Genomic DNA, 21120 nt, shown 5'->3' on the forward strand with positions numbered 1-21120 from the left:
GCTGATAATTTGCGCCAAGGTACGGCGCGATGTTGTAGATCGTCAACGCACAACGTCATGACGTGATGCGGCGTAGCGAGTGTAGTTGCCCACACGTTCGGCAACAATCCTGTAATTACGCCATTCATCAAGGTGTTTACTGCGGGGTTGGCGTTCTGTGTCAGTTGTGTCTAGACTGGCCGGGTTCTTGTCGGGGTGCCTTGCTATGAGGCTGAGATCGAATAATTTCGGATCCCGTTGAACCTGATCAGGTTAGCGCCTGCGTAGGGAACAAGATTTCTCGTCACCCGGCGAGTCCTCTTGTGCTTCGTCCGGGATGTTGTTCGACAATCGAACACCCCTCGAGCACTGAGCACAGCACCAGCAGCAGTGTCATCGCTGATTGGTCGCGTCCATTCGTTACAGGTTCGCTCCGACAAAAATCCACTGCCTGGATGCTGTCTGGAGAGCCCGTGATGACTATAAAACTAAAAAATACGACGAACCTGAGTGATTCGGCCCAAGTCGATCAACAGTCGGTTCAGCCCTTTACCCGCTCGCAAAAAGTCTACGTCCAGGGCTCTCGCCCGGACATCCTCGTGCCGATGCGCGAAATCAGCCTTGACGTGACCCCGACCGATTTCGGCGGCGAGATCAACGCGCCTGTCGTTGTGTACGACACCTCGGGCCCGTACACAGACCCCAACGTCATCATCGACGTGCGCAAAGGCCTGGGTGATGTGCGTTCGCCGTGGATCGAAGCCCGTGGCGACACCGAGCGCCTGCCCGGCCTGAGCTCCAATTTCGGCCAGGAACGCCTGGCCGATGCCGAGCTGACCAAGCTGCGCTTCGCCCACGTGAACAACCCGCGCCGCGCCAAGGCCGGGGCCAACGTCAGCCAGATGCACTACGCGCGCAAAGGCATCATCACCGCAGAGATGGAATACGTTGCCATCCGCGAGAACATGAAGCTCGAGGTGGCCCGTGCCGCCGGCCTGCTGGACCAGCAACACGCCGGCCACAGCTTCGGCGCCAGCGTGCCGAAGATCATCACCCCTGAATTCGTCCGTGACGAGATCGCCCGTGGCCGCGCGATCATTCCGGCCAACATCAACCACACCGAACTGGAACCGATGATCATCGGCCGTAACTTCCTGGTGAAGATCAACGGCAACATCGGCAACAGCGCCCTGGGTTCGTCCATCGAAGAAGAAGTGGCGAAACTGACCTGGGGCATTCGCTGGGGTTCGGACACGGTCATGGACCTGTCCACCGGCAAGCACATTCACGAAACCCGTGAGTGGATCATCCGCAACTCGCCGGTGCCGATCGGTACCGTGCCGATTTACCAGGCCCTGGAAAAAGTCGGCGGTGCGGCCGAGGACCTGACCTGGGAGCTGTTCCGCGACACCCTGATCGAACAGGCCGAGCAGGGCGTGGACTACTTCACCATCCACGCCGGTGTGCTGCTGCGCTACGTGCCGCTGACCGCCAAGCGCGTGACGGGCATCGTTTCCCGTGGCGGTTCGATCATGGCCAAGTGGTGCCTGGCGCATCACAAGGAAAACTTCCTCTACACGCATTTCGAAGACATCTGCGAAATCATGAAGGCCTACGACGTCAGCTTCTCGCTGGGTGACGGTCTGCGCCCAGGTTCGATTGCCGACGCCAACGACGCCGCGCAGTTCGGCGAACTGGAAACCCTCGGCGAGCTGACCAAAATCGCCTGGAAGCACGACGTGCAGTGCATGATCGAAGGCCCGGGCCATGTGCCGATGCAGCTGATCAAGGAAAACATGGACAAGCAGCTCGAGTGCTGCGACGAGGCGCCGTTCTACACCCTGGGCCCGCTGACCACCGACATTGCGCCGGGCTACGATCACATCACTTCCGGTATCGGTGCGGCGATGATCGGCTGGTTCGGTTGCGCCATGCTCTGCTACGTGACGCCCAAGGAACACCTGGGCCTGCCGAACAAGGATGACGTGAAAACCGGGATCATCACTTACAAGATCGCCGCGCATGCTGCCGATCTCGCGAAAGGCCATCCGGGTGCACAGATTCGCGACAATGCCCTGAGCAAGGCGCGTTTTGAATTCCGTTGGGAAGACCAGTTTAACCTGGGCCTTGACCCGGACACCGCCCGTTCGTATCACGATGAGACGTTGCCGAAGGATTCGGCCAAGGTCGCGCATTTCTGCTCCATGTGCGGACCGAAATTCTGCTCGATGAAGATCACTCAGGAAGTCCGTGAATATGCGGCCAACCAGAGGATCGAAACCATTGATGCCGAAGTTGCCCAGGGACTGGCGGAGCAGGCTGAGCGGTTCAAGCAGGAAGGCAGTCAGCTGTACAAGAAGGTTTGATCTGACCTGAAAAGGTGGGGCCTTCAAGGGCCCCATCGCGGGCAAGCCCGCTCCCACAGGATTTGTGTCGCACACAGATTTTGTGATCGCCACGATACCTGTGGGAGCTGGCTTGCCAGCGATAGCGATCAACACAACAACAAATGTCCCTCTGAGATAACACCCGTGAGCATTCAACCCAGCACTTACTCCCCCGACATTGCGGTGCCCGCTGAAAAGCGTGTCTTCGGTGGTCGCGATCTGTTTTCCCTGTGGTTCTCCCTCGGCATCGGCCTGATGGTGCTGCAAACCGGCGCTTTGCTCGCGCCGGGCCTCGGCCTGTCCGGTTCACTGCTGGCAATCTTCCTCGGCACCTTGGTCGGCGTCCTGCTGCTGGCGGCCGTCGGCGTGATCGGCAGCGACACCGGCCTGTCGTCGATGGCCGCACTCAAGCTGAGCCTCGGCATCAAGGGCGCAAGCCTGCCGGCGGTGCTGAACCTGCTGCAACTGATCGGTTGGGGCTCGTTCGAAATCATCGTCATGCGCGACGCCGCCAGTCTGCTGGGCGCACGCGCCTTCAGCGAAGGCAGTCTGCTGTCGAGCCCACTGTTATGGACCCTGTTCTTCGGTGGCCTGGCGACTTTGCTGGCGGTCAGCGGCCCACTGACGTTCGTGCGCCAGATCCTGCGCAAGTGGGGTATCTGGCTGTTGCTGGCCGCGTGCATCTGGCTGACCTGGAACCTGTTCGTCAAAGCCGACCTGGCCGCACTGTGGGCGCAGGCGGGCGACGGTTCGATGCCGTTCGCCGTGGGCTTCGACATCGCCATTGCGATGCCATTGTCCTGGCTGCCGCTGATTGCCGACTACTCGCGATTCGGCACGCGTGCGAAAAACGTCTTCGGCGGAACCGCGCTGGGCTTTTTTATCGGTAACTTCTGGCTGATGAGCCTTGGCGTGGCCTACACCCTGGCGTTCGCCCCGAGTGGTGAAGTCAATGCCTTGCTGTTGGCACTGGCTGGCGCCGGCCTGGGGATTCCGCTGCTGCTGATCCTGCTGGACGAGTCAGAGAACGCCTTTGCCGACATTCACTCGGCGGCAGTGTCCAGCGGGGTGCTGGTGCGCTTCAAAGTCGAGCACCTGGCGTTGGCCATCGGCCTGGTCTGCACGCTGATCGCCTTGCTGGCGCCATTGGCGCAGTACCAGAACTTCCTGCTGTTGATCGGCTCGGTGTTTGCGCCGCTGTTCGGCGTGGTGCTGGTGGATCACTTCATCCTGCGCAAGCGCAGTGCCCGAGTCGCATCAGCCGCATTGCGCTGGCCGGCGTTGCTCGCCTGGTTGGGCGGGGTGAGCACTTATCATTTGCTGGCCAATCTGTACCCGGACATCGGCGCAACCCTGCCGTCACTGATTCTGGCAGGGTTGCTGCAGTTGGTGCTGGGCCGAGCCTTCAGTTACGGCCAGGAAACAGCTCGGGCCTGAGAATGCCGTTCAGGCGTGGGTAGGGGATCTTCAGTTCGACATGGCCCAGCGCGTAGGGAGCGATGGTGCTGGTTTCGTACTTGAGGATCACCCCGCCGTAGGTCAGCGCCACATTCTGGGTCTTCTGGAAGGGCCAGCTCTTCACGAACTCCGCTTCCTGATCGAGCTTGGTGCTGATCAGCCAGCTGTTGTGAGCCACCTGTGCGGCTTTCCAGAATGCGTCTTCCTGGCCTGGCAGCAACATGTCCGACAACGTCAGCACCTTGTGTTGCTGGCGCGAGTAGTTGATGAAGCTGCGGCCCGGCGTGCCATGGGCTCCGCCAGTGTCCAGGTAACTGGAAAACTCGATGATCACCAAGCCGTCATGCTGTTCCCGTACCTTGGCCTGCAAATAGCTGCTGTAGCGCGGGCCGGCGGTGCGCAAAAACTCATCGCGATAGGCCGCCAGCGTCGGCGCCACCGGGGCGTCGGGCGAGGTGCGGGTCATTTGCAGCAAGCGCTTTTCGATGATGCCGTCGAGCGCAGGCTCGGCAGGGAAGCGCAGGGTGTCGATATTGACCAGCGGGCAATCAGCCGTCGTGCAGCCCGGCTTCAGCTGCTCGGAGGCGTCACGGGTGGTTTCCAGCGGCGTCCGGTAGTTGGGCTGGAACAGACTCTGGCAAGCGGCCAGGGTCAACGCGATTGCGGCCACGGAGGCGATTTTGAAAAGCGACATGGGCGTCCTTCATGAAACAGGGAAAGGCGAAAGTTACCCGCTTCGACTGCCAGCGCGGTAATCAGTTCGCCACTAAGCTAATTAGAGTTGGTTTCGCCCTCACCGTCTATCCCGCTGTCTGGAAAGGGGCTGCATCAAAGGTAGCGGGCGCGTTAGGATGGCGCGAAGTCGAGGCTGGAGCCTCGGAGCAACTACGAGGATTGTCATGACTGATTTTGCCAACGCCATTCCGACCGCTGTTGAGATCGTTCGGCGCGAAAAGTGCTACGAGGGCTTTTACAAGCTTGATCGTGTGCACCTGCGCCACGAATTGTTCGCCGGAGGCATGAGTCGCGAAATCAATCGAGAACTGTTCGTTCGCCATGATGCCGTCTGCGTCCTGCCGTACGACCCGCAGCGTGACGAAGTGGTACTGATCGAGCAGTTTCGCGTCGGCGCCATGGGCAAGACCGACAACCCGTGGCTGATTGAACTGGTCGCCGGTCTGATCGACAAGGATGAAGTGCCGGAAGAAGTTGCTCACCGCGAAGCGCAGGAGGAAGCTGGGCTTGTGTTTGGGGCGCTCTGGCCGATGACCAAGTATTTTCCATCGCCGGGCGGCAGCAATGAGTTTGTGCATTTATACCTGGGACGTTGCGAGACCACCGGGGCCGGGGGCCTGCATGGGCTGGAAGAAGAAGCAGAAGATATCCGCGTTACGGTCTGGGCGTTCGAAGATGCCCTGCAAGCCGTGCGCGACGGACGAATTGCCAACGCGGCCAGCATCATTGCCATGCAATGGCTAGCTTTAAACCGCGCTGAAGTGAGGGGGTTATGGTCGTAAACAAGTTGCGCGATCGCTATCGAGTCGACCTCGCGGGGCTGCAAGCTTCTTGCGAGGCCAACTATGCGCGCCTTATGCGACTGTTGCCGGACATGCGTAGCGAGCCGGCGGCGCGACGCATTGCCGTGACTCATGGCGACCAGATGCTCGGCGTACTGGCGCTCGAGGTGCTGCAGGTCTGCCCGTACACCACTACCCTGCAAGTGCGCCAGGAGCACAGCCTGCCATGGCTGCCGGTGCCGCAGTTGGAAGTCCAGGTGTATCACGACGCCTGCATGGCTGAAGTCGTCAGTGCCGAACATGCACGACGCTTTCGCGGCATCTATCCTTATCCGAATGCCTCGATGCATCAACCGGATGAAAAAGCCCAGCTGAACATGTTCCTGGGGGAGTGGTTGAGCCATTGCCTGGCGTTGGGGCATGAATACGAAGTCGTTCGTTAGTTGTGAACAGCGTTGCGTTCACCACTTTCCTCTTTCGCTTGTCCCCCAGCATAATTGCGGCACTCATCAATACCCGTGCTTTCGCCCTGGGAGAACGCCTTGCCGAGCGTATCCACATTGACCACCGCCGATTCGGCGTTGCTGGTGCAGCTGTCTGACAGCCACTTGTTCGCCGCCGCGGATGGCACGTTGCTGGGCATGAATACCCGGGACAGCCTCGTGAAAGTCATCGAGCTGGTGCGCCTGCAGCAGCCCCGGATTGACCTGGTGATTGCCAGTGGAGATTTGTCCCAGGACGGAACACTGGAGTCTTACCAGCTGTTTCGCGACCTGACCCGCCAGCTCGACGCCCCGGCGCGCTGGATTCCCGGTAACCACGATGAGCCGCAGATCATGGCCGAGGCGGCGGTTCAAAGCGCTTTGCTGGAGCCGGTGGTGGATATCGGCAACTGGCGAGTGACGCTGCTGGATTCGGCGGTGCCGGGCTCGGTGCCGGGTTATTTGCAGGATGAACAGCTGCAATTGCTTGCGTGTTCGCTGAGCGAAGCGCCAGAGCGCCATCACCTGGTGTGCTTCCATCATCATCCGGTGCCGATCGGGTGTGCCTGGATGGAGCCGATCGGCTTGCGCAATCCAGAGGCGCTGTTTGCCGTGCTGGATCGCTTTCCCCAAGTGCGGGCGGTGCTCTGGGGGCATGTGCATCAGGAAATTGACCGTGAGCGCAACGGTGTTCGGTTGATCGCGTCGCCTTCGACCTGCATCCAGTTTGAACCGGGGAGCGATGATTTCAAGGTGGGGGATCAGGCGCCGGGGTATCGATGGTTGCGGTTGCTGCCGGATGGGCGGATCGAGACGGGCGTTGAGCGGGTTACGGGGTTCGAATTCAAGGTCGATTACGACGCTGACGGTTATTAGTCATTCCTGAGGACCGCGTGATGGCCTTCGCGGGCAAGCCCGCTCCCACAGGGACAGCGCATATCCTGTGGGAGCGGGCTTGCCCGCGAAGGCGTTCGCACAGACGCTCCAAATTCCACGGATATCCCTGCTTCCCCTGACACCCTGTAAACTCCGCCTTCTTTACCTGACGAACAGGGAGCTCAAATGTCCGGCTCGATCCTCTATATCCACGGTTTCAACAGCGCGCCCTCCTCGAAAAAGGCCACGCAGCTGATGACGGTGATGGGCCGCCTGGGTTTGAGCGATCAGCTGCGGGTACCCGCCCTGCATCATCATCCGCGCGAAGCCATCGGTCAGCTTGAACAGGCGATTGCCGAGCTGGGGCGGCCACTGCTGGTCGGCAGCTCACTCGGCGGCTACTATGCGACTCACCTGGCCGAGCGCCATGGCCTGAAGGCCCTGCTGGTCAACCCGGCCGTAAGCCCGCACCGGATGTTCGACGGGCACCTGGGGACGCAGAAAAACCTGTACACCGATGAGGCCTGGGAACTGACCCACGACCATGTAACGGCCCTGGCCGAGCTGGAAGTGCCGGCACCGCAGGACCCCCAGCGTTATCAGGTGTGGTTGCAGACCGGTGATGAAACCCTGGACTATCGCCACGCCCAGCACCACTACCGGGCCTGTGCCTTGCGCATCCAGGCCGGCGGCGACCACAGCTTTCAGGGCTTTGCCGCGCTCCTGCCGGCCATGTTGAGTTTTGCCGGCATTGGCGCAGATTTGTATCAAGCGATTGATTTCACAACACTGTGACCGGTCCCTTTTCTACAGAACACTTTTTTCAAAGGACGACGAGACCCCATGGCCACTCCCGGCGCTAGCTCTTATAACGCAGACGCCATCGAAGTCCTCTCGGGCCTCGACCCGGTGCGCAAACGCCCTGGCATGTACACTGACACCAGTCGGCCGAACCACCTCGCCCAGGAAGTCATCGACAACAGCGTCGACGAAGCCCTGGCCGGTCACGCGACCTCGGTGCAGGTGATCCTGCACGCCGATCACTCCCTGGAAGTCAGCGATGACGGCCGTGGCATGCCGGTGGACATCCATCCGGAGGAGGGCGTTTCAGGCGTCGAGCTGATCCTCACCAAGCTCCATGCGGGTGGCAAGTTCTCCAACAAGAACTACCAGTTTTCCGGCGGTCTGCACGGCGTGGGTATCTCCGTAGTCAACGCCCTGTCGACCGAAGTCCGGGTGCGCGTCAAGCGTGACGGCAACGAATACCAGATGACTTTCGCCGATGGCTACAAGAAAACCGAGCTGGAAGTCGTGGGTACCGTCGGCAAGCGCAACACCGGCACCAGTGTTTTCTTCGCCCCGGATCCGAAATACTTCGATTCGCCGAAATTTTCCGTCAGCCGCCTCAAGCACGTACTCAAAGCCAAGGCCGTGCTATGCCCCGGCTTGCTGGTCAGTTTTGAAGACAAGGCCTCCGGCGAGAAAGTCGAATGGCATTACGAAGACGGCCTGCGCTCCTACCTGGTCGATGCGGTCACCGAGTTCGAACGCCTGCCGGACGAGCCGTTCTGCGGCAGCCTGGCCGGTAACAAGGAAGCGGTCGATTGGGCGCTGCTGTGGTTGCCGGAAGGCGGCGACAGCGTGCAGGAAAGCTACGTCAACCTGATCCCGACGGCCCAGGGCGGCACCCACGTCAACGGTTTGCGTCAGGGCTTGCTCGACGCCATGCGCGAATTCTGCGAATTCCGCAGCCTGCTTCCGCGCGGTGTGAAGCTGGCGCCGGAAGACGTCTGGGAACGCATTGCCTTCGTCCTGTCGATGAAGATGCAGGAGCCGCAATTCTCCGGCCAGACCAAGGAGCGCCTGTCGTCCCGTGAGGCGGCGGCGTTTGTCTCCGGGGTGGTCAAGGATGCGTTCAGCCTGTGGCTCAACGCCAATCCGGAAACCGGCATGCTCCTGGCTGAGCTGGCGATCAACAACGCCGGGCGTCGCCTGAAGGCCAGCAAGAAGGTCGAGCGCAAGCGCATCACCCAAGGCCCGGCATTGCCGGGCAAACTCGCCGACTGCGCCGGGCAGGACCCGATGCGTTCCGAGCTGTTCCTCGTGGAAGGTGATTCCGCCGGCGGTTCGGCCAAGCAGGCGCGGGACAAGGAGTTTCAGGCCATCCTGCCGCTGCGCGGGAAGATCCTCAACACCTGGGAAGTCGACGGCAGTGAAGTCCTCGCGAGCCAGGAAGTGCACAACATCGCCGTGGCGATTGGCGTTGATCCCGGTGCTGCGGACATGAGCCAGCTGCGTTACGGCAAGATTTGCATCCTCGCCGACGCCGACTCCGACGGGCTGCACATCGCGACCCTGCTGTGCGCGTTGTTCGTGCAGCATTTCCGCCCGTTGGTGGATGCCGGTCACGTCTATGTCGCGATGCCACCGCTGTACCGTATCGACCTCGGCAAGGAGATCTTCTACGCCCTGGACGAGGCCGAGCGTGATGGCATTCTCGATCGCCTGGTGGCCGAGAAGAAGCGCGGCAAGCCACAGGTCACCCGATTCAAAGGCCTGGGTGAAATGAACCCGCCGCAACTGCGCGAAACCACCATGGACCCGAACACCCGGCGCCTGGTGCAGCTGACGCTGGAAGATTACGAAGCCACCGCTGAAATGATGGACATGCTGCTGGCGAAAAAACGCGCTGGCGATCGCAAGTCCTGGCTGGAGTCCAAAGGCAACCTGGCCGAGGTTCTTGGCTGATGCGGGTTGGCTTGGCCCTGGCGTGTGCGTTACTCCTGAGCACGGCGGCGTTGGCCGACCCGGTCCCGGAGTTGCGCCTGGTGTCCGGGCATGCCGTGGCCGGCATGCATGGCGGCAACCTGTCAGGGCTGGCGCAGTGCGGCGGCGAGCTGTGGACGGTGTCCGATCGCGACGATGACCAGATCTACCGTCTCGATACCCTGCAGGATCCCTGGCAGGCCGCAGCCGTGCACATCGATGTGCCCGTGGTACCGGCCAGCGGTTTGCCCTGGAGCTTGAGCTCGCGCAGTTGGGCGGCATCATTCGTGCGCGGCGGCGACCTGGACTTCGAAGGCATCACCTGCGACAACGCCGGTAATCGATACATCGTCAGCGAATCCCATGCGGCCGTGTTGCAGGTGCCGCCAACCGGGCCTGCGTCCTGGTTGAACATTGCGCCCAGGCTGGTCCGCGAGGCGCGGGCCGGGGGCATGTTGTTGCGCTTCAATGCACTGTTCGAAGGCCTGGCGGTCAACCCGCAAGGCGACCAGCTATGGCTGGCCGCCGAGCGTGATCGCCGCGGCCTGCTGCTGATCAAGCGTGGGGCCACGCAATGGGACTGTGACGGCAACTGTGTGCTGCTGAGCGAGGGTGGCAAGCGAGCGCAGCCGCCGCAGTTTCACCACGCAAGACCGGTGTCGCTGGACTTCGCCGACCTGTCATTGTTCAACGGCAAGCTGTTCACCCTCGAACGCAATGCCTACGAAATATGCCGGCGCGATGCAACAACGGCCAAGGTCGAGCGTTGCTGGTCGTATGCCGCCGAGTTGCTGCAGGATGACCGGCGTTATCCACAGGACTACGGGCTGGAAGAAGCACTGGTAGTGGACGCCACGGGCGTCTGGATAGGCGTCGACAACAACACAGGGGCTCGCGTCGATGGCGAGGTTCGCCCGTTCATCTGGCGCTTTGCTGCGCCTGAAGGCGGATGGGGTGGCAAATCATGAGTCAACAGACGCCGGGCAAGCGTGCCGGCCGTGTGCTAATGGTGCTGGCCTGGTGCGCCGCGTTGTTTCTGGCGACGCGGTTTTTCGGCGAATGGGAAGCGCGCCAGCAAAATCCCAACGTTGTGGTCGACTCCGAACAGGGCGAGGGGTTCATCGAGGTAAAACTGGCCAGCAATCGCCAGGGCCACTTCGTCGCCAGCGGCCAGATCAACGGCCAGCCGGTGGATTTCATGCTCGACACCGGGGCGACTGATGTGTCGGTCCCGGCAGAGATGGCCAAGCAGCTGAAACTGGAAGAGGGCTTCGGGGTGACCCTGAGCACCGCCAACGGTTTGAGCAAGGGCTATCGAACCCGAATCGACCGGCTGCAGGTCGGCGACATCGTGCTGCGTGACGTTCGCGCGCTGGTCGCCCCCGGGCTGGAAGGCAAACAGGTGCTGCTCGGTATGAGCGCCCTGAACAAACTTGAATTTACTCAGCGCGGTGGCACCATGCTGCTGCGCCAGACAACGAACCGATGAGGCCCGCATGAGCGACATCCTTGCAGACAGCTTAGACGGCGTAGAACGCCGATCGCTGGCTGACTTCACCGAAAGTGCCTACCTCAACTACTCCATGTACGTGATCATGGACCGCGCCTTGCCACATATCGGCGACGGCCTGAAGCCGGTGCAGCGGCGCATTATCTATGCGATGAGCGAGTTGGGGCTGGACGCCGATTCCAAGCACAAGAAGTCGGCGCGTACCGTCGGTGACGTGCTCGGTAAATTCCACCCGCACGGTGACTCGGCCTGCTACGAAGCCATGGTCCTGATGGCCCAGCCGTTCAGCTATCGCTACACGCTGGTCGACGGCCAGGGCAACTGGGGTGCGCCCGACGATCCCAAGTCGTTCGCCGCCATGCGTTACACCGAGGCGCGGTTGTCGCGTTATTCCGAAGTACTGCTTAGCGAGTTGGGACAGGGCACGGCGGATTGGGGGCCAAACTTCGACGGAACGCTCGACGAACCGCTGGTATTACCTGCACGTTTGCCGAATATCCTCCTCAACGGTACCACCGGCATCGCCGTGGGCATGGCCACCGACGTGCCGCCGCACAACCTGCGTGAAGTGGCCACGGCCTGCGTACGTTTGCTGGATGAACCCAAGGCCACGGTCGAACAACTCTGTGAGCACATCCAGGGGCCGGACTACCCGACCGAGGCGGAGATCATCACCCCCCGCGCCGACCTGCTGAAAATCTACGAGACCGGTCGCGGCTCGGTGCGCATGCGCGCCGTGTACCACATCGAAGACGGCGACATCATCGTTACCGCATTACCGCACCAGGTGTCCGGTGCCAAGGTGCTGGAACAGATCGCCGCGATGATGCAGGCCAAGCCTTCCAAGGCCCCGCAGATCGCTGACCTGCGCGACGAATCGGACCACGAGAACCCGTGCCGGATCGTGATCATCCCGGGCGCGCGCAAGAATTTCGACCACGATGGGTTAATGCAGCACCTGTTCGCCAGCACCGAGCTGGAGTCGAGCTACCGGGTCAACATCAACATCATCGGCCTGGACGGCAAGCCGCAGCTGAAGAACCTGCGCGCGCTGCTGGTGGAATGGCTGGAATTCCGCGTGCAGACCGTGCGTCGCCGCCTGCAATTCCGCCTCGACAAGGTCGAGCGTCGCCTGCACCTGTTGGACGGCTTGTTGATTGCCTACCTCAACCTGGATGAAGTGATCCACATCATCCGCACCGAGGAGCACCCCAAGGCTGCGCTGATCGAGCGCTTTGCCCTGAGCGAGATCCAGGCCGACTACATCCTCGACACCCGCCTGCGTCAACTGGCGCGGCTGGAAGAGATGAAGCTGCGCAGCGAGCAGGACGAACTGCTCAAGGAGCAAGCGAAGCTGCAAGCCTTGCTGAGCAGCGAGGCCAAGTTGAAGAAACTGGTGCGCACCGAGCTGATCAAGGACGCCGAAACCTACGGCGACGACCGTCGCTCGCCAATCGTCGAGCGCGCCGAGGCCAAGGCCCTGACCGAGCACGACCTGCTGCCGAACGAGAAAGTCACGGTGGTGCTGTCGGAAAAAGGCTGGGTACGTTCCGCCAAGGGCCACGAAATCGACGCCACCGGGCTGTCCTACAAGGCTGGTGATGGGTACAAGGCCCTGGCTGCCGGGCGCTCCAACCAGTTTGCGGTATTTATCGACTCTACCGGTCGCAGCTACTCGGTCGCGGCGCATACACTGCCATCGGCCCGTGGCCAGGGCGAACCCCTGACCGGTCGCCTGACGCCGCCGCCAGGCGCCACCTTTGAATGCGTGATGATGCCCGAGGACGATGCGCTGTACGTGATCGCATCCGACGCCGGTTATGGATTCGTGGTCAAGGGCGAGGACCTGCAGGCCAAGAACAAGGCGGGCAAGGCGCTGTTGAGCCTGCCGAACAACGCCAAGGTGATCCTGCCACGCCCGGTTGCTGATCGAGAGCATAACTGGCTGGCGTCGGTGACCACCGAAGGTCGCCTGCTGATCTTCAAGATCAGTGATCTGCCACAATTAGGTAAGGGCAAAGGCAACAAGATCATCGGCATTCCCGGTGAGCGAGTAGCCAGTCGCGAAGAATATGTCACGGACATCGCCGTGCTGCCCGATGGCGCCACACTGGTGCTGCAGGCCGGCAAACGCACGCTTTCGCTCAAGGCAGACGACCTCGAACACTATAAAGGTGAGCGTGGACGCCGTGGTAACAAACTGCCACGAGGCTTTCAAAGGGTGGATGCGCTGTTCGTCGAAAACCTCAATTAGGCGTGCTAGAGCGCTCGATCTACGATTTAACGCGTAGATCGACGCTTTCGCGCTGGAGTCGGGACGCATATTCACGGATGATACGGCCTTTCAAGCGCCGGCGTGGCCGAGCGATCTTCATATTTATTGAGTATTTTCACTGTGGTTAGCCGTGTGGCAACCACCTGGATGGGACGATGACTGCTCTGCGCCTTCCTTTTATCTTGATGCTCGCTGGCGTTCTTGGCCTGGCGGGTTGCAGCGTTCACCAACCGGTGTCGCTGTATCAGCTGGACAGCGGTAATCCGGTGCAGCCGGCACAAAGTGCCGGCATGGCGGTTTTGCTGGGGCCGGTGACAATTGCCGACTACCTGCAACGTGAGACCCTCTTGCAGCGGCAACCGGATGGCAGCCTCCAGGCGTCGACCGACGGTCGTTGGGCTGGCAGCCTGTCTTCGGACATCGATCAATTGCTGCTACGCCAGGTGTCTGGTCACCTGGACAGCCAGCGCGTGGTGTTGGCGCCGGCGACGCTTGGCTTCACGCCGGATGTGCAGGTGTTGTTGACCATTACACGCCTGGATTCGGGTGAGTCGCAGCCAGCTATCCTGGATGCGCAATGGCGCTTGATCGACCGTCGCGGCCAGGTGCGGGACAACCGCATCATTCATCTGCAGGAGCAGCACGCAGGCGGCACGGCGGCGCAGGTCCAGGCCCAGGGCGTATTGCTGCAACGGCTGGCCGAGCAGCTGTCTGTGGCGCTCAAGCCCCTGGCCAACCAGCCCCCAGTTGCCGAAGGGCCGAAAAAACCGGCCGCCAAGCCTGCCGCACCCGCAGCGGAAAAGGACAAACAGCCGAAGATCCCGATGGCTTCGCCGATTCGCACCGATATGGAAGTGTTCAGGTTTTAAGGCCTGAATGAGGCCAGAACAAAGCCCGCCTTGTGCGGGCTTTGTTCTGTCTGTCTTGGGAGATCGATGTTGCCTGTGGGGGCCTCTTCGCGGGCAAGCCCGCTCCCACAGTGACCTGCGGTGGTCCACAGAACATGTGCAGACCCAGAACCCTGTTGGGGGCAGTTCGCGGGCAAGCCTGCTCCTGCGGTGACCCGCAGTGTCCACAGAAAATGTGTGGACCCAGAACCCCTGTGGGAGCGGGCTTGCCCGCGATGGCGCCAGCACAGGCAACAAAAAGCCCGCAGACAATCACTTGTCTGCGGGCTTTTTCACATCAGGGCTTAAGCCCGACGCTCATGCATCCGCGCCAGTTGCCGCTCCAGCATCGATGGATACGGCTCCATCAAACGCTCCACGCAGCAGGCGCCTTCAGGGCTGGCGATCGGGCGGATCCGCGCGCGCTGGCGGATCAGCACGTCGTCGCCGATCTTGCGTTCCACCAGCAGCAGGTTGCGGCTGTGTTGAGACAAGGCCAGGGCGTCCTGGGCCGATTCGGTCAGCAGCAGGTCAATCTGGCTCAGACCGAACAGCTCGTCACCCAGGGTCAGGCCCAGCTGCAGTTGCAGGGTAATGCCCGAGTCGGCCACTTCGATCTGCAACTGATGACCCAGTGCGCGCAGCAACTCGCCACAGCAGATCGCATTGGTCAGGTAGTCTTCGCCGCTGTCTTCAGTGTGGAACAGCATCAGGGTGCTGCCGTCGTTCAGGGTGTGCAGCTCGCTCTGATAGAGCGAGGCGGCCTGGTCGAGGCAGTCGCGATAACGCTTGAGCAACTCCTCAAGGCGAGTACGGGGCAGGCGGCGCAGTTGATCCTGGGCACCCAGTTGCACGGCCAGCACCGCGCTGTGTTGAGGCACGTTGGAAGCAGGCGCTTTAACCACGGGCTTGGGCGCGCTGGCCACTGCTTCGTCACGCAGGTCGGCAAACGGGTCTTCGTCGTCATCATCTTCGACAGTGCTGACAATCTGCCGAGGCGCAGGCTTCAAGCCGGCCACCGGCCTGGTTTCGTCGAAACTCGGGTCACGCAGGTTGCGCACTTCGAAAGACGGCTCGTCTTCGTCCTCTGTCTCTTCGTACTCAGGCTCCGGGTCCGGCTCCGGTTCAACCGGCTCCGGGGCGAAGTTGGCGTGCAGTTGACGCGCCAGGTCGCCGATCTCGTCCTGACGCTCGGTGGCCGGGGTGTATTCGTCGATGTTGCGCAGCCACACGCGTAGTTGCAGCAGTGGCGTGGAGATGTGCCGACCCAGGCGCAGGCTCAGCGCCAGGGACAAGGCCAGCAGAATGGCACTGAGAATGCCCATGCTCTGCAGGCTGATGGTCATCGGCTGCTGGAACTGATCCATGTCCAGGCTAATGCGCAGTTGCCCGGCCGTCACGTCCTGGAAAGTGATCTTGCTCTGGTACATGCCCTCGGCTTCGCCCAGCAGGCTGTGCTTGGGGCGCTGACCGGCTTCGGCGAGGATGCGGTTATCCACGCTATAGATGGCAGCATGAGCCACCAGCTTGTTCTTGGTCAGGTTGTTGAGCAGCACGTTCAAGCTGAGGATGTCATTGGACACCAGCAACTCGGTGGCGGAGGTGGCGGTTTGCGTGGTCAGGCTTTCACCCAGCGCATCCGCCTGCTCATGCATGGCCTGCTTGAACTGCAATCCCATCACGCAGGCGTAGATGACCAGGGCCAGGGCGACCAGGATCACGTTATGGCTGGCAATGCGTAATGCAATCGGTACACGGCGATGGCGCAGTGCCCGGAAGATCAGCAGAAAGAAGTTATCGGTTTTTACTGGCGTGGGCCGGTTCACTTGAGCTCGGCTCTTTTGTCCGTGAAGTTGACGCGCAGTATAGCGACAGGCCCCAGACCGGCAAAGCGCTCACGGTGCCCGATGGTCACTGAATGTGGGTAGAATGCGGTTTTTTTCCACTTGCGGGGGTGCGCCTTGCGCGAAATCGTCCTGATAAACATCACGGGAGTCGACCGTCCGGGTCTGACTGCGGCCATTACCGGCGTTCTGGCCCAGGGTGGTGTGAACATTCTCGACATCGGCCAGGCGGTGATCCACGACACCCTGTCGTTCGGCATCCTGGTTGAGATTCCCGACACCGAGCAAGGCAAGTCCGTCCTCAAGGACATACTGTTTACGGCCTACAAGCTCGATCAACAGGTCCGTTTCACGCCGGTTTCCGAAGCGGATTACCAGCAGTGGGTCGGCAACCAGGGAAAAAAACGCCACATCGTTACCCTGTTGACCCGCAAGGTGACTGCCGAGCAATTGCAGGCCGTCAGCTCGATCACGGCCAAGTACGGGCTGAATATCGATCATATCGATCGCTTGTCGGGACGCATGCCGCTGGATACGCCGGCCGACAAGGGCAAGGGCTGTATCGAGTTTTCTGTGCGTGGCGAAGCGGCCGACCCGCAGGCGCTGCGGGCCGAATTCCTCAGCGTGGCGCAGGACCTGAACGTCGATATCGCTTTCCAGGAAGATTCGCTGTTCCGCCGCAACCGCCGCCTGGCGGTGTTCGACATGGACTCCACGCTGATTGAAGCCGAAGTCATTGATGAACTGGCCAAGGCCGCGGGTGTGGGCGAGCAGGTTTCTGCGATCACCGAGCGGGCGATGGCCGGCGAGCTGGATTTCCGCGCGAGTTTCAAGGAGCGCCTGGCCTTGCTGCAGGGGCTGGACGTCAGCGTGCTGGATTCGATCGGCGCCTCGCTGCGCCTGACCGAAGGCGCCGAGACCCTGTTCGCCGAACTCAAGCGCCTGGGCTACAAGACAGCGATCCTGTCAGGCGGCTTCACTTACTTCGCCAAGCAGCTGCAAGCCAAACTGGGCATCGACTACGTATTTGCCAATGAACTGGAAGTGGTCGACGGCAAGGTAACTGGCGTGGCGGTCGAGCCAATTGTCGATGCGCAGCGCAAGGCGGACCTGTTGCGGGAGCTGGCGCACAAGGAAGGCCTGCGTCTGGAGCAGACGATTGCGGTGGGCGACGGCGCCAACGATTTGCCGATGCTGGCGATCGCCGGGTTGGGCGTGGCGTTCCGTGCCAAACCTCTGGTCAAGCAGTCGGCGAAGCAGGCGATTTCGACCCTAGGGCTGGATGGGGTGCTGTATCTGCTGGGCTTTCGCGATCGTGATGGGCAGCTCTAAGGCTTTAGTCCCTTGATCAGGCCTCATCGTGGGCAAGCCTTGCTCCCACAGAATCACCGACCTGGGAGCAATGGTTGCCCGCGATGGCCGCACCACATTTTTCATGCCTAACCTCAAAGCGACTTCCACAAAGAATCAAAGTCTTCCTCGACGCCGCCACCGGCGGCGTTATCGTTTTTGGCACCCTCCAAAGACCGGTAAGCGAACTGATTAAAACTGTTGGTACTCGCCACCCGCCGATCCAGCCCTGCCCGATGTTCCTCGCCGTTGGTGTTGATCATCACCTTTTGCCCTTCCTGAAAGGGCAGCCGCGGTGCCAATAGTGTGGCGGGCACGTCTACCGCGCTGATCGCGGGCAACAACAGGCCGCGCAGGTAGTGGCTGTGATCATCACGGGTGCGCACCAGTTGCAGGCCACAGGGCTCGGCGTACGGTGCAACCTGTTCGATGCCCATCTGTGTGCCGCCGCCACGAACCTGACGAATCCAGCGCACCACCGCAATACTCCAGCCCTGGCCCGCGACATCCTCGATGCCGACCATCTCACCCGCCTGAAGCTCGGCGGGTACTTCGCCAGGCCATGCCAGGCAATAGCCTCCCGGGCTGTGGTTGACCACAGGCAAGACATAAGTCGGAAAATGCCGATTGCTGTCGGCCGTGTCATTGCCGTCATCATTTTGCAGCTGCGGGTATTCGATTTCTTCGTAGGGCAGCAGGTCCTGGGTGTTGCCCTCCGGCGCCACGTCGAAGGCGTGGCTCCATTGGTCCTGGCCCTTGGTGGCCGACGACAGCGCAGAAAATTTCGCCTGCCGGCCGCCGTGGTTTTTCAGCAGCTCACTGAACGAGCGCTGGCCACCCAGATAGAAATGCAGGGCGCTCATGCCGACGCACAGGGTCAGTTGGCCCTGGCTTGCCGTGCGTTGAAAACTGCGCTCGGCGGTCTGCCCCCAGGCGGCACTCAGGTGTTGCAAGGTATCCAGGCTCAAACCCGTCGGCACCAGCAGAGGTTGGGCCGAGTCGGTCTTGTGCAGATGAGCGTCGATGGCCGCCACCAGCGGGGTGGTATCAATGGCCAGCAAATCGCCCTGCTGTTCGCTCCTGAATTTGGAGCGGTAGCGCGGCGCGGTATCGAGCATTGGCGCGACGGCGAACAGCCCTTCCACCGATTGGCCCGGATTCAGGCGTATCAGCGAGCTCCATGACTCCAGCACTTCGGCGAGACGGGCGATCTGGTTCTGCCGCAGTTGATTGCAGCGTGCAGCACCCATCAGCAGCGCCGTGACATAGGTCTGCTCAATGCTGAGGTTTTGCGTCTGGCTGGCCAATTCGTCGCGCACATTCTGGCGCTGGAGCTGGTGCGAGCAGGCGATTTGGTAGAGTTGATGCAGCTCCAGCCAGAGGCCTTCCGGCGCCGGGCAATACAGCTGCGTCGCGCGCATCAGCGGCCCGTTGAGGCAATGGATTGCCCGTTGCAGCGCTTTAGTCAAGAGCGCGGCGCGATCCTTGCTGAAGCGCGGTGACACGCGCAGGACGATCTGCTTGTAACCAATCGCCAGGTGACTTTGCAATGCCTGGCACAGGTTGGCGATCTTGCGCGAGCGCTCGTCCAGCACAATCGCCTGATGCAGGAAGTGCCGCTCCAGGTGTTTGCAGACGTAGTACACCTCGGGTCGCAACAGCTCGAGCAATTGCAGGCGATTGTCACTGGGGGTGAGCAGCTGGTTGAGTTCGCCCAGGCCCTGATAGAGCAAGCGGGCCGTTTCGCCAATGTTGGCCTTGGGCAGGTTGGCGATCCAGCGCTTGAGATCGCGCGGGGTTGGCTCACAGAACGACAGGCGAGCCTGTTGAGGGAGCGGTGCACGTAACAGCTGGAGTGGGGTGGTCTCATTCATGGCGAAAACCATAGCAGGAATCAGACCGTGCAGGCGCTGCCGCAGGCGGCGATCTTTTGATTGCGAATATAAAAACCATGCCGCCCCCGTAGAGCTGCCGCAGGCTGCGATCTTTTGACTCTGTTTTTAACATCAAAAGATCGCCGCCTTCGGCAGCTCCTACCGGGACAGGCCGGTTATCAGGCCTTCGGCAAGCCCAGCGCCTGGCCCATCTGCACCGGCGACAGTGCACCCAGGCCCTCAGCCCATTTCACCTGATCCGGGCCGAACAGCACCACGGCGGTCGAACCTAGCTTGAAGCGCCCCAATTCCGCCCCTTTTTCCAGGTGGATCGGCGCACGGGCGGCTTCGTCGTAACGGAAGGTTTTCAGTTCACGCTTGGGCGGAGTGACCAGGCCTGCCCAGACGGTTTCGATCGAGGCCACAATCATTGCCCCGACCAGCACAACGGCCATCGGCCCGCGCTCGGTGTCGAAAATGCATGCGACGCGCTCGTTGCGGGCGAACAGTTCCGGCACGTTTTCAGCAGTCGTCTGGTTGACGGAGAAAATGCGGCCCGGGATGTAGACCATCTCGCGCAGGGTGCCGGCCAGCGGCATGTGCACGCGGTGATAGTCTTTCGGCGACAGGTAGATGGTGGCGAAGTCGCCACCCATGAACGGTGCAGCGTTGGCCGCATCGCCACCGAGCAATTCCAGCACGCTGAAACTGTGGCCTTTGGCCTGGAAAACGCGACCATGCTCGATCGGGCCAAGCTGGCTGACTGCGCCGTCGGCCGGGCTGAGGATCGCCCCCGGCGTTTCGTCCAGAGGGCGAGCGCCCTCTTTCAAGGCGCGGGTGAAGAATGCATTGAAATGTTCATAGGCAGTCAGGTCTTCTACCAGTGCCTGGGACATGTCCACCTGGTAGCGCTTGGCGAACCAGGCGGTGAAGGCATTCTTGAACCAGCGCACACGGCATTCGGCAATGCAGCCGGCCAGTCGCGAGAGCAAGTGATGAGGCAGCAGGTATTGGCTGAGGATAAACAGACGCTTGTTCATTAACTGTCCTTAAAAACCTTAGATCGCTACGGGGGTGTCGGGATGGTTGCCCCATTCGCCCCAGGAGCCGGCGTAACCCTTGACCCGCGGATAACCGAGCGCCTTGGCCACCAGATAAGTGAAGCCAGAGCGATGGTGAGTCTGGCAGTGAGTAATAACTTCTTTGTCCGGGGTTATCCCCAGTTGTTCCAGGATCTGCGGCATGTCTTTACGGATGCGCAGGTTGCGCGCCTGATCCATGCCGGCGGTCCATTCAAAATTGATGGCTCCGGGAATGTGTCCGGCCTTGGCAGCCAGGACCTTCTCGCCGGAATACTCCTGCGGCGCGCGCGCGTCCCAAATGGCCAGGTCGGCGGCGCCAATCCGGCTTTGCAGGTACTCTCGGGTGGCCGTGGGTTCGTCGTGCAAGGTCAGGCTTACCGGGCCTCCCGCCGAAGCCGGGACCTCGGTCGAGACCGGCAGGCCATCCGCCAGCCAGGACAGCAGGCCGCCATCCAGATAGTGGTAGTGCTTGTGGCCGATGACGTCGAGCAGCCAGATGAAGCGCCCGGCCCAGCCGCCGCCTTCGTCGTCATACACCACGTACAGCGCATCCTTGTGGTGGCCCAGTTCGCCGAACAGCGCTTCAAGTGCCGCGTCTGGCGGGATCAGGCCCGGAGCGGGTAGCTGGCCGAGTTGCGTGCGCTTGGGGTCGACAAAGCGCGCGCCAGGAATATGCCCTTGGGCGTAGCGGGCACTGCTGGTGAGGTCCACCAGGATCAGATTGCGCGCGTCGAGACGGGCGAGCAGGTCGCCGGGCTCGATGACCAGCGCCAAGCCAGAGAAGTCAGACATGTGAGGTCTCCCGAGCACAAAAAGGGGGATTGTAACGCAGC

17 protein-coding genes and 1 riboswitch are annotated in these 21120 nt (G+C 61.4%); of the genes, 12 read left to right on the forward strand and 5 right to left on the reverse strand.

Annotated features, from left to right (window positions below):
• Positions 1-181: 181 nt before the first annotated feature.
• Positions 182-287: riboswitch (TPP riboswitch) on the forward strand.
• 168 nt (positions 288-455) lie between these two features.
• Positions 456-2345: a phosphomethylpyrimidine synthase ThiC gene (thiC, locus tag HYI44_RS10155; protein ID WP_225569338.1), complete on the forward strand. Its 1890-nt coding sequence runs from the start codon at positions 456-458 to the stop codon at positions 2343-2345.
• A 165-nt stretch (positions 2346-2510) separates the two neighbouring features.
• Complete coding sequence (gene cytX / locus HYI44_RS10160; protein WP_122841544.1) at positions 2511-3803, forward strand: putative hydroxymethylpyrimidine transporter CytX; 1293 nt, start codon at positions 2511-2513, stop codon at positions 3801-3803.
• On the opposite strand, the gene HYI44_RS10165 is transcribed toward cytX, so the two are convergent.
• Positions 3772-4518 (reverse strand): RsiV family protein, encoded by a 747-nt coding sequence (locus tag HYI44_RS10165; RefSeq protein WP_122841545.1) that lies wholly within the window; start codon positions 4516-4518, stop codon positions 3772-3774. The two genes, cytX and HYI44_RS10165, sit on opposite strands and share 32 nt — an antisense overlap.
• A gap of 205 nt (positions 4519-4723) precedes the next feature.
• Here HYI44_RS10165 and HYI44_RS10170 point away from each other — a divergent pair, with 205 nt between their 5' ends.
• From HYI44_RS10170 to HYI44_RS10210, 9 genes are all read left to right on the forward strand, one after another.
• Positions 4724-5341, forward strand: coding sequence for an NUDIX domain-containing protein (locus HYI44_RS10170; RefSeq protein WP_225569339.1), 618 nt, complete (start codon positions 4724-4726; stop codon positions 5339-5341).
• Positions 5332-5784 carry a DUF1249 domain-containing protein gene (locus HYI44_RS10175; RefSeq protein WP_045061863.1) on the forward strand — a complete coding sequence of 151 codons (453 nt, stop codon included), beginning with the start codon at positions 5332-5334 and terminating at the stop codon, positions 5782-5784. Before HYI44_RS10170 ends, HYI44_RS10175 begins: the two co-directional genes overlap by 10 nt.
• Before the next feature lie 99 nt (positions 5785-5883).
• Positions 5884-6699 (forward strand): 3',5'-cyclic-AMP phosphodiesterase, encoded by an 816-nt coding sequence (gene cpdA / locus HYI44_RS10180; protein WP_225569340.1) that lies wholly within the window; start codon positions 5884-5886, stop codon positions 6697-6699.
• A gap of 186 nt (positions 6700-6885) precedes the next feature.
• Positions 6886-7494, forward strand: a complete 609-nt coding sequence (locus tag HYI44_RS10185) for a YqiA/YcfP family alpha/beta fold hydrolase (RefSeq protein WP_122841547.1) — start codon at positions 6886-6888, stop codon at positions 7492-7494.
• A 48-nt stretch (positions 7495-7542) separates the two neighbouring features.
• The gene (gene parE, locus HYI44_RS10190; protein WP_045061860.1) at positions 7543-9447 is read left to right on the forward strand and encodes a DNA topoisomerase IV subunit B; all 1905 of its coding nucleotides are present in this window, start codon (positions 7543-7545) and stop codon (positions 9445-9447) included.
• Positions 9447-10433, forward strand: a complete 987-nt coding sequence (locus tag HYI44_RS10195; protein ID WP_225569341.1) for an esterase-like activity of phytase family protein — start codon at positions 9447-9449, stop codon at positions 10431-10433. Before parE ends, HYI44_RS10195 begins: the two co-directional genes overlap by 1 nt.
• Complete coding sequence (locus HYI44_RS10200; RefSeq protein ID WP_122841549.1) at positions 10430-10954, forward strand: TIGR02281 family clan AA aspartic protease; 525 nt, start codon at positions 10430-10432, stop codon at positions 10952-10954. Before HYI44_RS10195 ends, HYI44_RS10200 begins: the two co-directional genes overlap by 4 nt.
• A gap of 7 nt (positions 10955-10961) precedes the next feature.
• Positions 10962-13229 carry a DNA topoisomerase IV subunit A gene (gene parC, locus HYI44_RS10205; protein WP_045061857.1) on the forward strand — a complete coding sequence of 756 codons (2268 nt, stop codon included), beginning with the start codon at positions 10962-10964 and terminating at the stop codon, positions 13227-13229.
• Positions 13230-13405: 176 nt separating this feature from the next.
• Entirely contained in the window at positions 13406-14119 is a 714-nt protein-coding gene (locus HYI44_RS10210; protein WP_045061856.1) for a membrane integrity-associated transporter subunit PqiC, read from the forward strand.
• A gap of 323 nt (positions 14120-14442) precedes the next feature.
• Here the strand turns inward: HYI44_RS10210 and HYI44_RS10215 are convergent, their stop codons facing one another.
• Positions 14443-15963: an AhpA/YtjB family protein gene (locus tag HYI44_RS10215; RefSeq protein WP_225569342.1), complete on the reverse strand. Its 1521-nt coding sequence runs from the start codon at positions 15961-15963 to the stop codon at positions 14443-14445.
• A gap of 135 nt (positions 15964-16098) precedes the next feature.
• Here HYI44_RS10215 and serB point away from each other — a divergent pair, with 135 nt between their 5' ends.
• On the forward strand, positions 16099-17313 hold the full coding sequence (gene serB, locus HYI44_RS10220) for a phosphoserine phosphatase SerB (protein ID WP_225569343.1): 1215 nt from the start codon (positions 16099-16101) through the stop codon (positions 17311-17313).
• A gap of 113 nt (positions 17314-17426) precedes the next feature.
• On the opposite strand, the gene HYI44_RS10225 is transcribed toward serB, so the two are convergent.
• The 3 genes from HYI44_RS10225 to HYI44_RS10235 all read right to left on the reverse strand — a co-directional run bounded on the left by HYI44_RS10225 (position 17427) and on the right by HYI44_RS10235 (position 21079).
• Positions 17427-19205 carry a molecular chaperone gene (locus HYI44_RS10225; protein ID WP_225569344.1) on the reverse strand — a complete coding sequence of 593 codons (1779 nt, stop codon included), beginning with the start codon at positions 19203-19205 and terminating at the stop codon, positions 17427-17429.
• 179 nt (positions 19206-19384) lie between these two features.
• Positions 19385-20245: an archaetidylserine decarboxylase gene (asd, locus tag HYI44_RS10230; RefSeq protein WP_045061852.1), complete on the reverse strand. Its 861-nt coding sequence runs from the start codon at positions 20243-20245 to the stop codon at positions 19385-19387.
• Positions 20246-20263: 18 nt separating this feature from the next.
• Positions 20264-21079: a rhodanese-like domain-containing protein gene (locus HYI44_RS10235; RefSeq protein ID WP_225569345.1), complete on the reverse strand. Its 816-nt coding sequence runs from the start codon at positions 21077-21079 to the stop codon at positions 20264-20266.
• Positions 21080-21120: the final 41 nt, after the last annotated feature.

The organism is Pseudomonas sp. Y24-6, from assembly GCF_020295325.1.
Classification (GTDB): domain Bacteria; phylum Pseudomonadota; class Gammaproteobacteria; order Pseudomonadales; family Pseudomonadaceae; genus Aquipseudomonas; species Aquipseudomonas gregormendelii.

What these genes read in the sequence shown, in the direction of transcription:
- thiC (WP_225569338.1), top strand. Translation starts at nt 456, where the DNA reads ATGACTATAAAACTAAAAAATACGACGAACCTGAGTGATTCGGCCCAA.
- HYI44_RS10165 (WP_122841545.1), bottom strand. Translation starts at nt 4,518, where the DNA reads ATGTCGCTTTTCAAAATCGCCTCCGTGGCCGCAATCGCGTTGACCCTG.
- HYI44_RS10170 (WP_225569339.1), top strand. Translation starts at nt 4,724, where the DNA reads ATGACTGATTTTGCCAACGCCATTCCGACCGCTGTTGAGATCGTTCGG.
- HYI44_RS10175 (WP_045061863.1), top strand. Translation starts at nt 5,332, where the DNA reads ATGGTCGTAAACAAGTTGCGCGATCGCTATCGAGTCGACCTCGCGGGG.
- HYI44_RS10185 (WP_122841547.1), top strand. Translation starts at nt 6,886, where the DNA reads ATGTCCGGCTCGATCCTCTATATCCACGGTTTCAACAGCGCGCCCTCC.
- parE (WP_045061860.1), top strand. Translation starts at nt 7,543, where the DNA reads ATGGCCACTCCCGGCGCTAGCTCTTATAACGCAGACGCCATCGAAGTC.
- HYI44_RS10195 (WP_225569341.1), top strand. Translation starts at nt 9,447, where the DNA reads ATGCGGGTTGGCTTGGCCCTGGCGTGTGCGTTACTCCTGAGCACGGCG.
- HYI44_RS10200 (WP_122841549.1), top strand. Translation starts at nt 10,430, where the DNA reads ATGAGTCAACAGACGCCGGGCAAGCGTGCCGGCCGTGTGCTAATGGTG.
- parC (WP_045061857.1), top strand. Translation starts at nt 10,962, where the DNA reads ATGAGCGACATCCTTGCAGACAGCTTAGACGGCGTAGAACGCCGATCG.
- HYI44_RS10210 (WP_045061856.1), top strand. Translation starts at nt 13,406, where the DNA reads ATGACTGCTCTGCGCCTTCCTTTTATCTTGATGCTCGCTGGCGTTCTT.
- HYI44_RS10225 (WP_225569344.1), bottom strand. Translation starts at nt 19,205, where the DNA reads ATGAATGAGACCACCCCACTCCAGCTGTTACGTGCACCGCTCCCTCAA.
- asd (WP_045061852.1), bottom strand. Translation starts at nt 20,245, where the DNA reads ATGAACAAGCGTCTGTTTATCCTCAGCCAATACCTGCTGCCTCATCAC.
- HYI44_RS10235 (WP_225569345.1), bottom strand. Translation starts at nt 21,079, where the DNA reads ATGTCTGACTTCTCTGGCTTGGCGCTGGTCATCGAGCCCGGCGACCTG.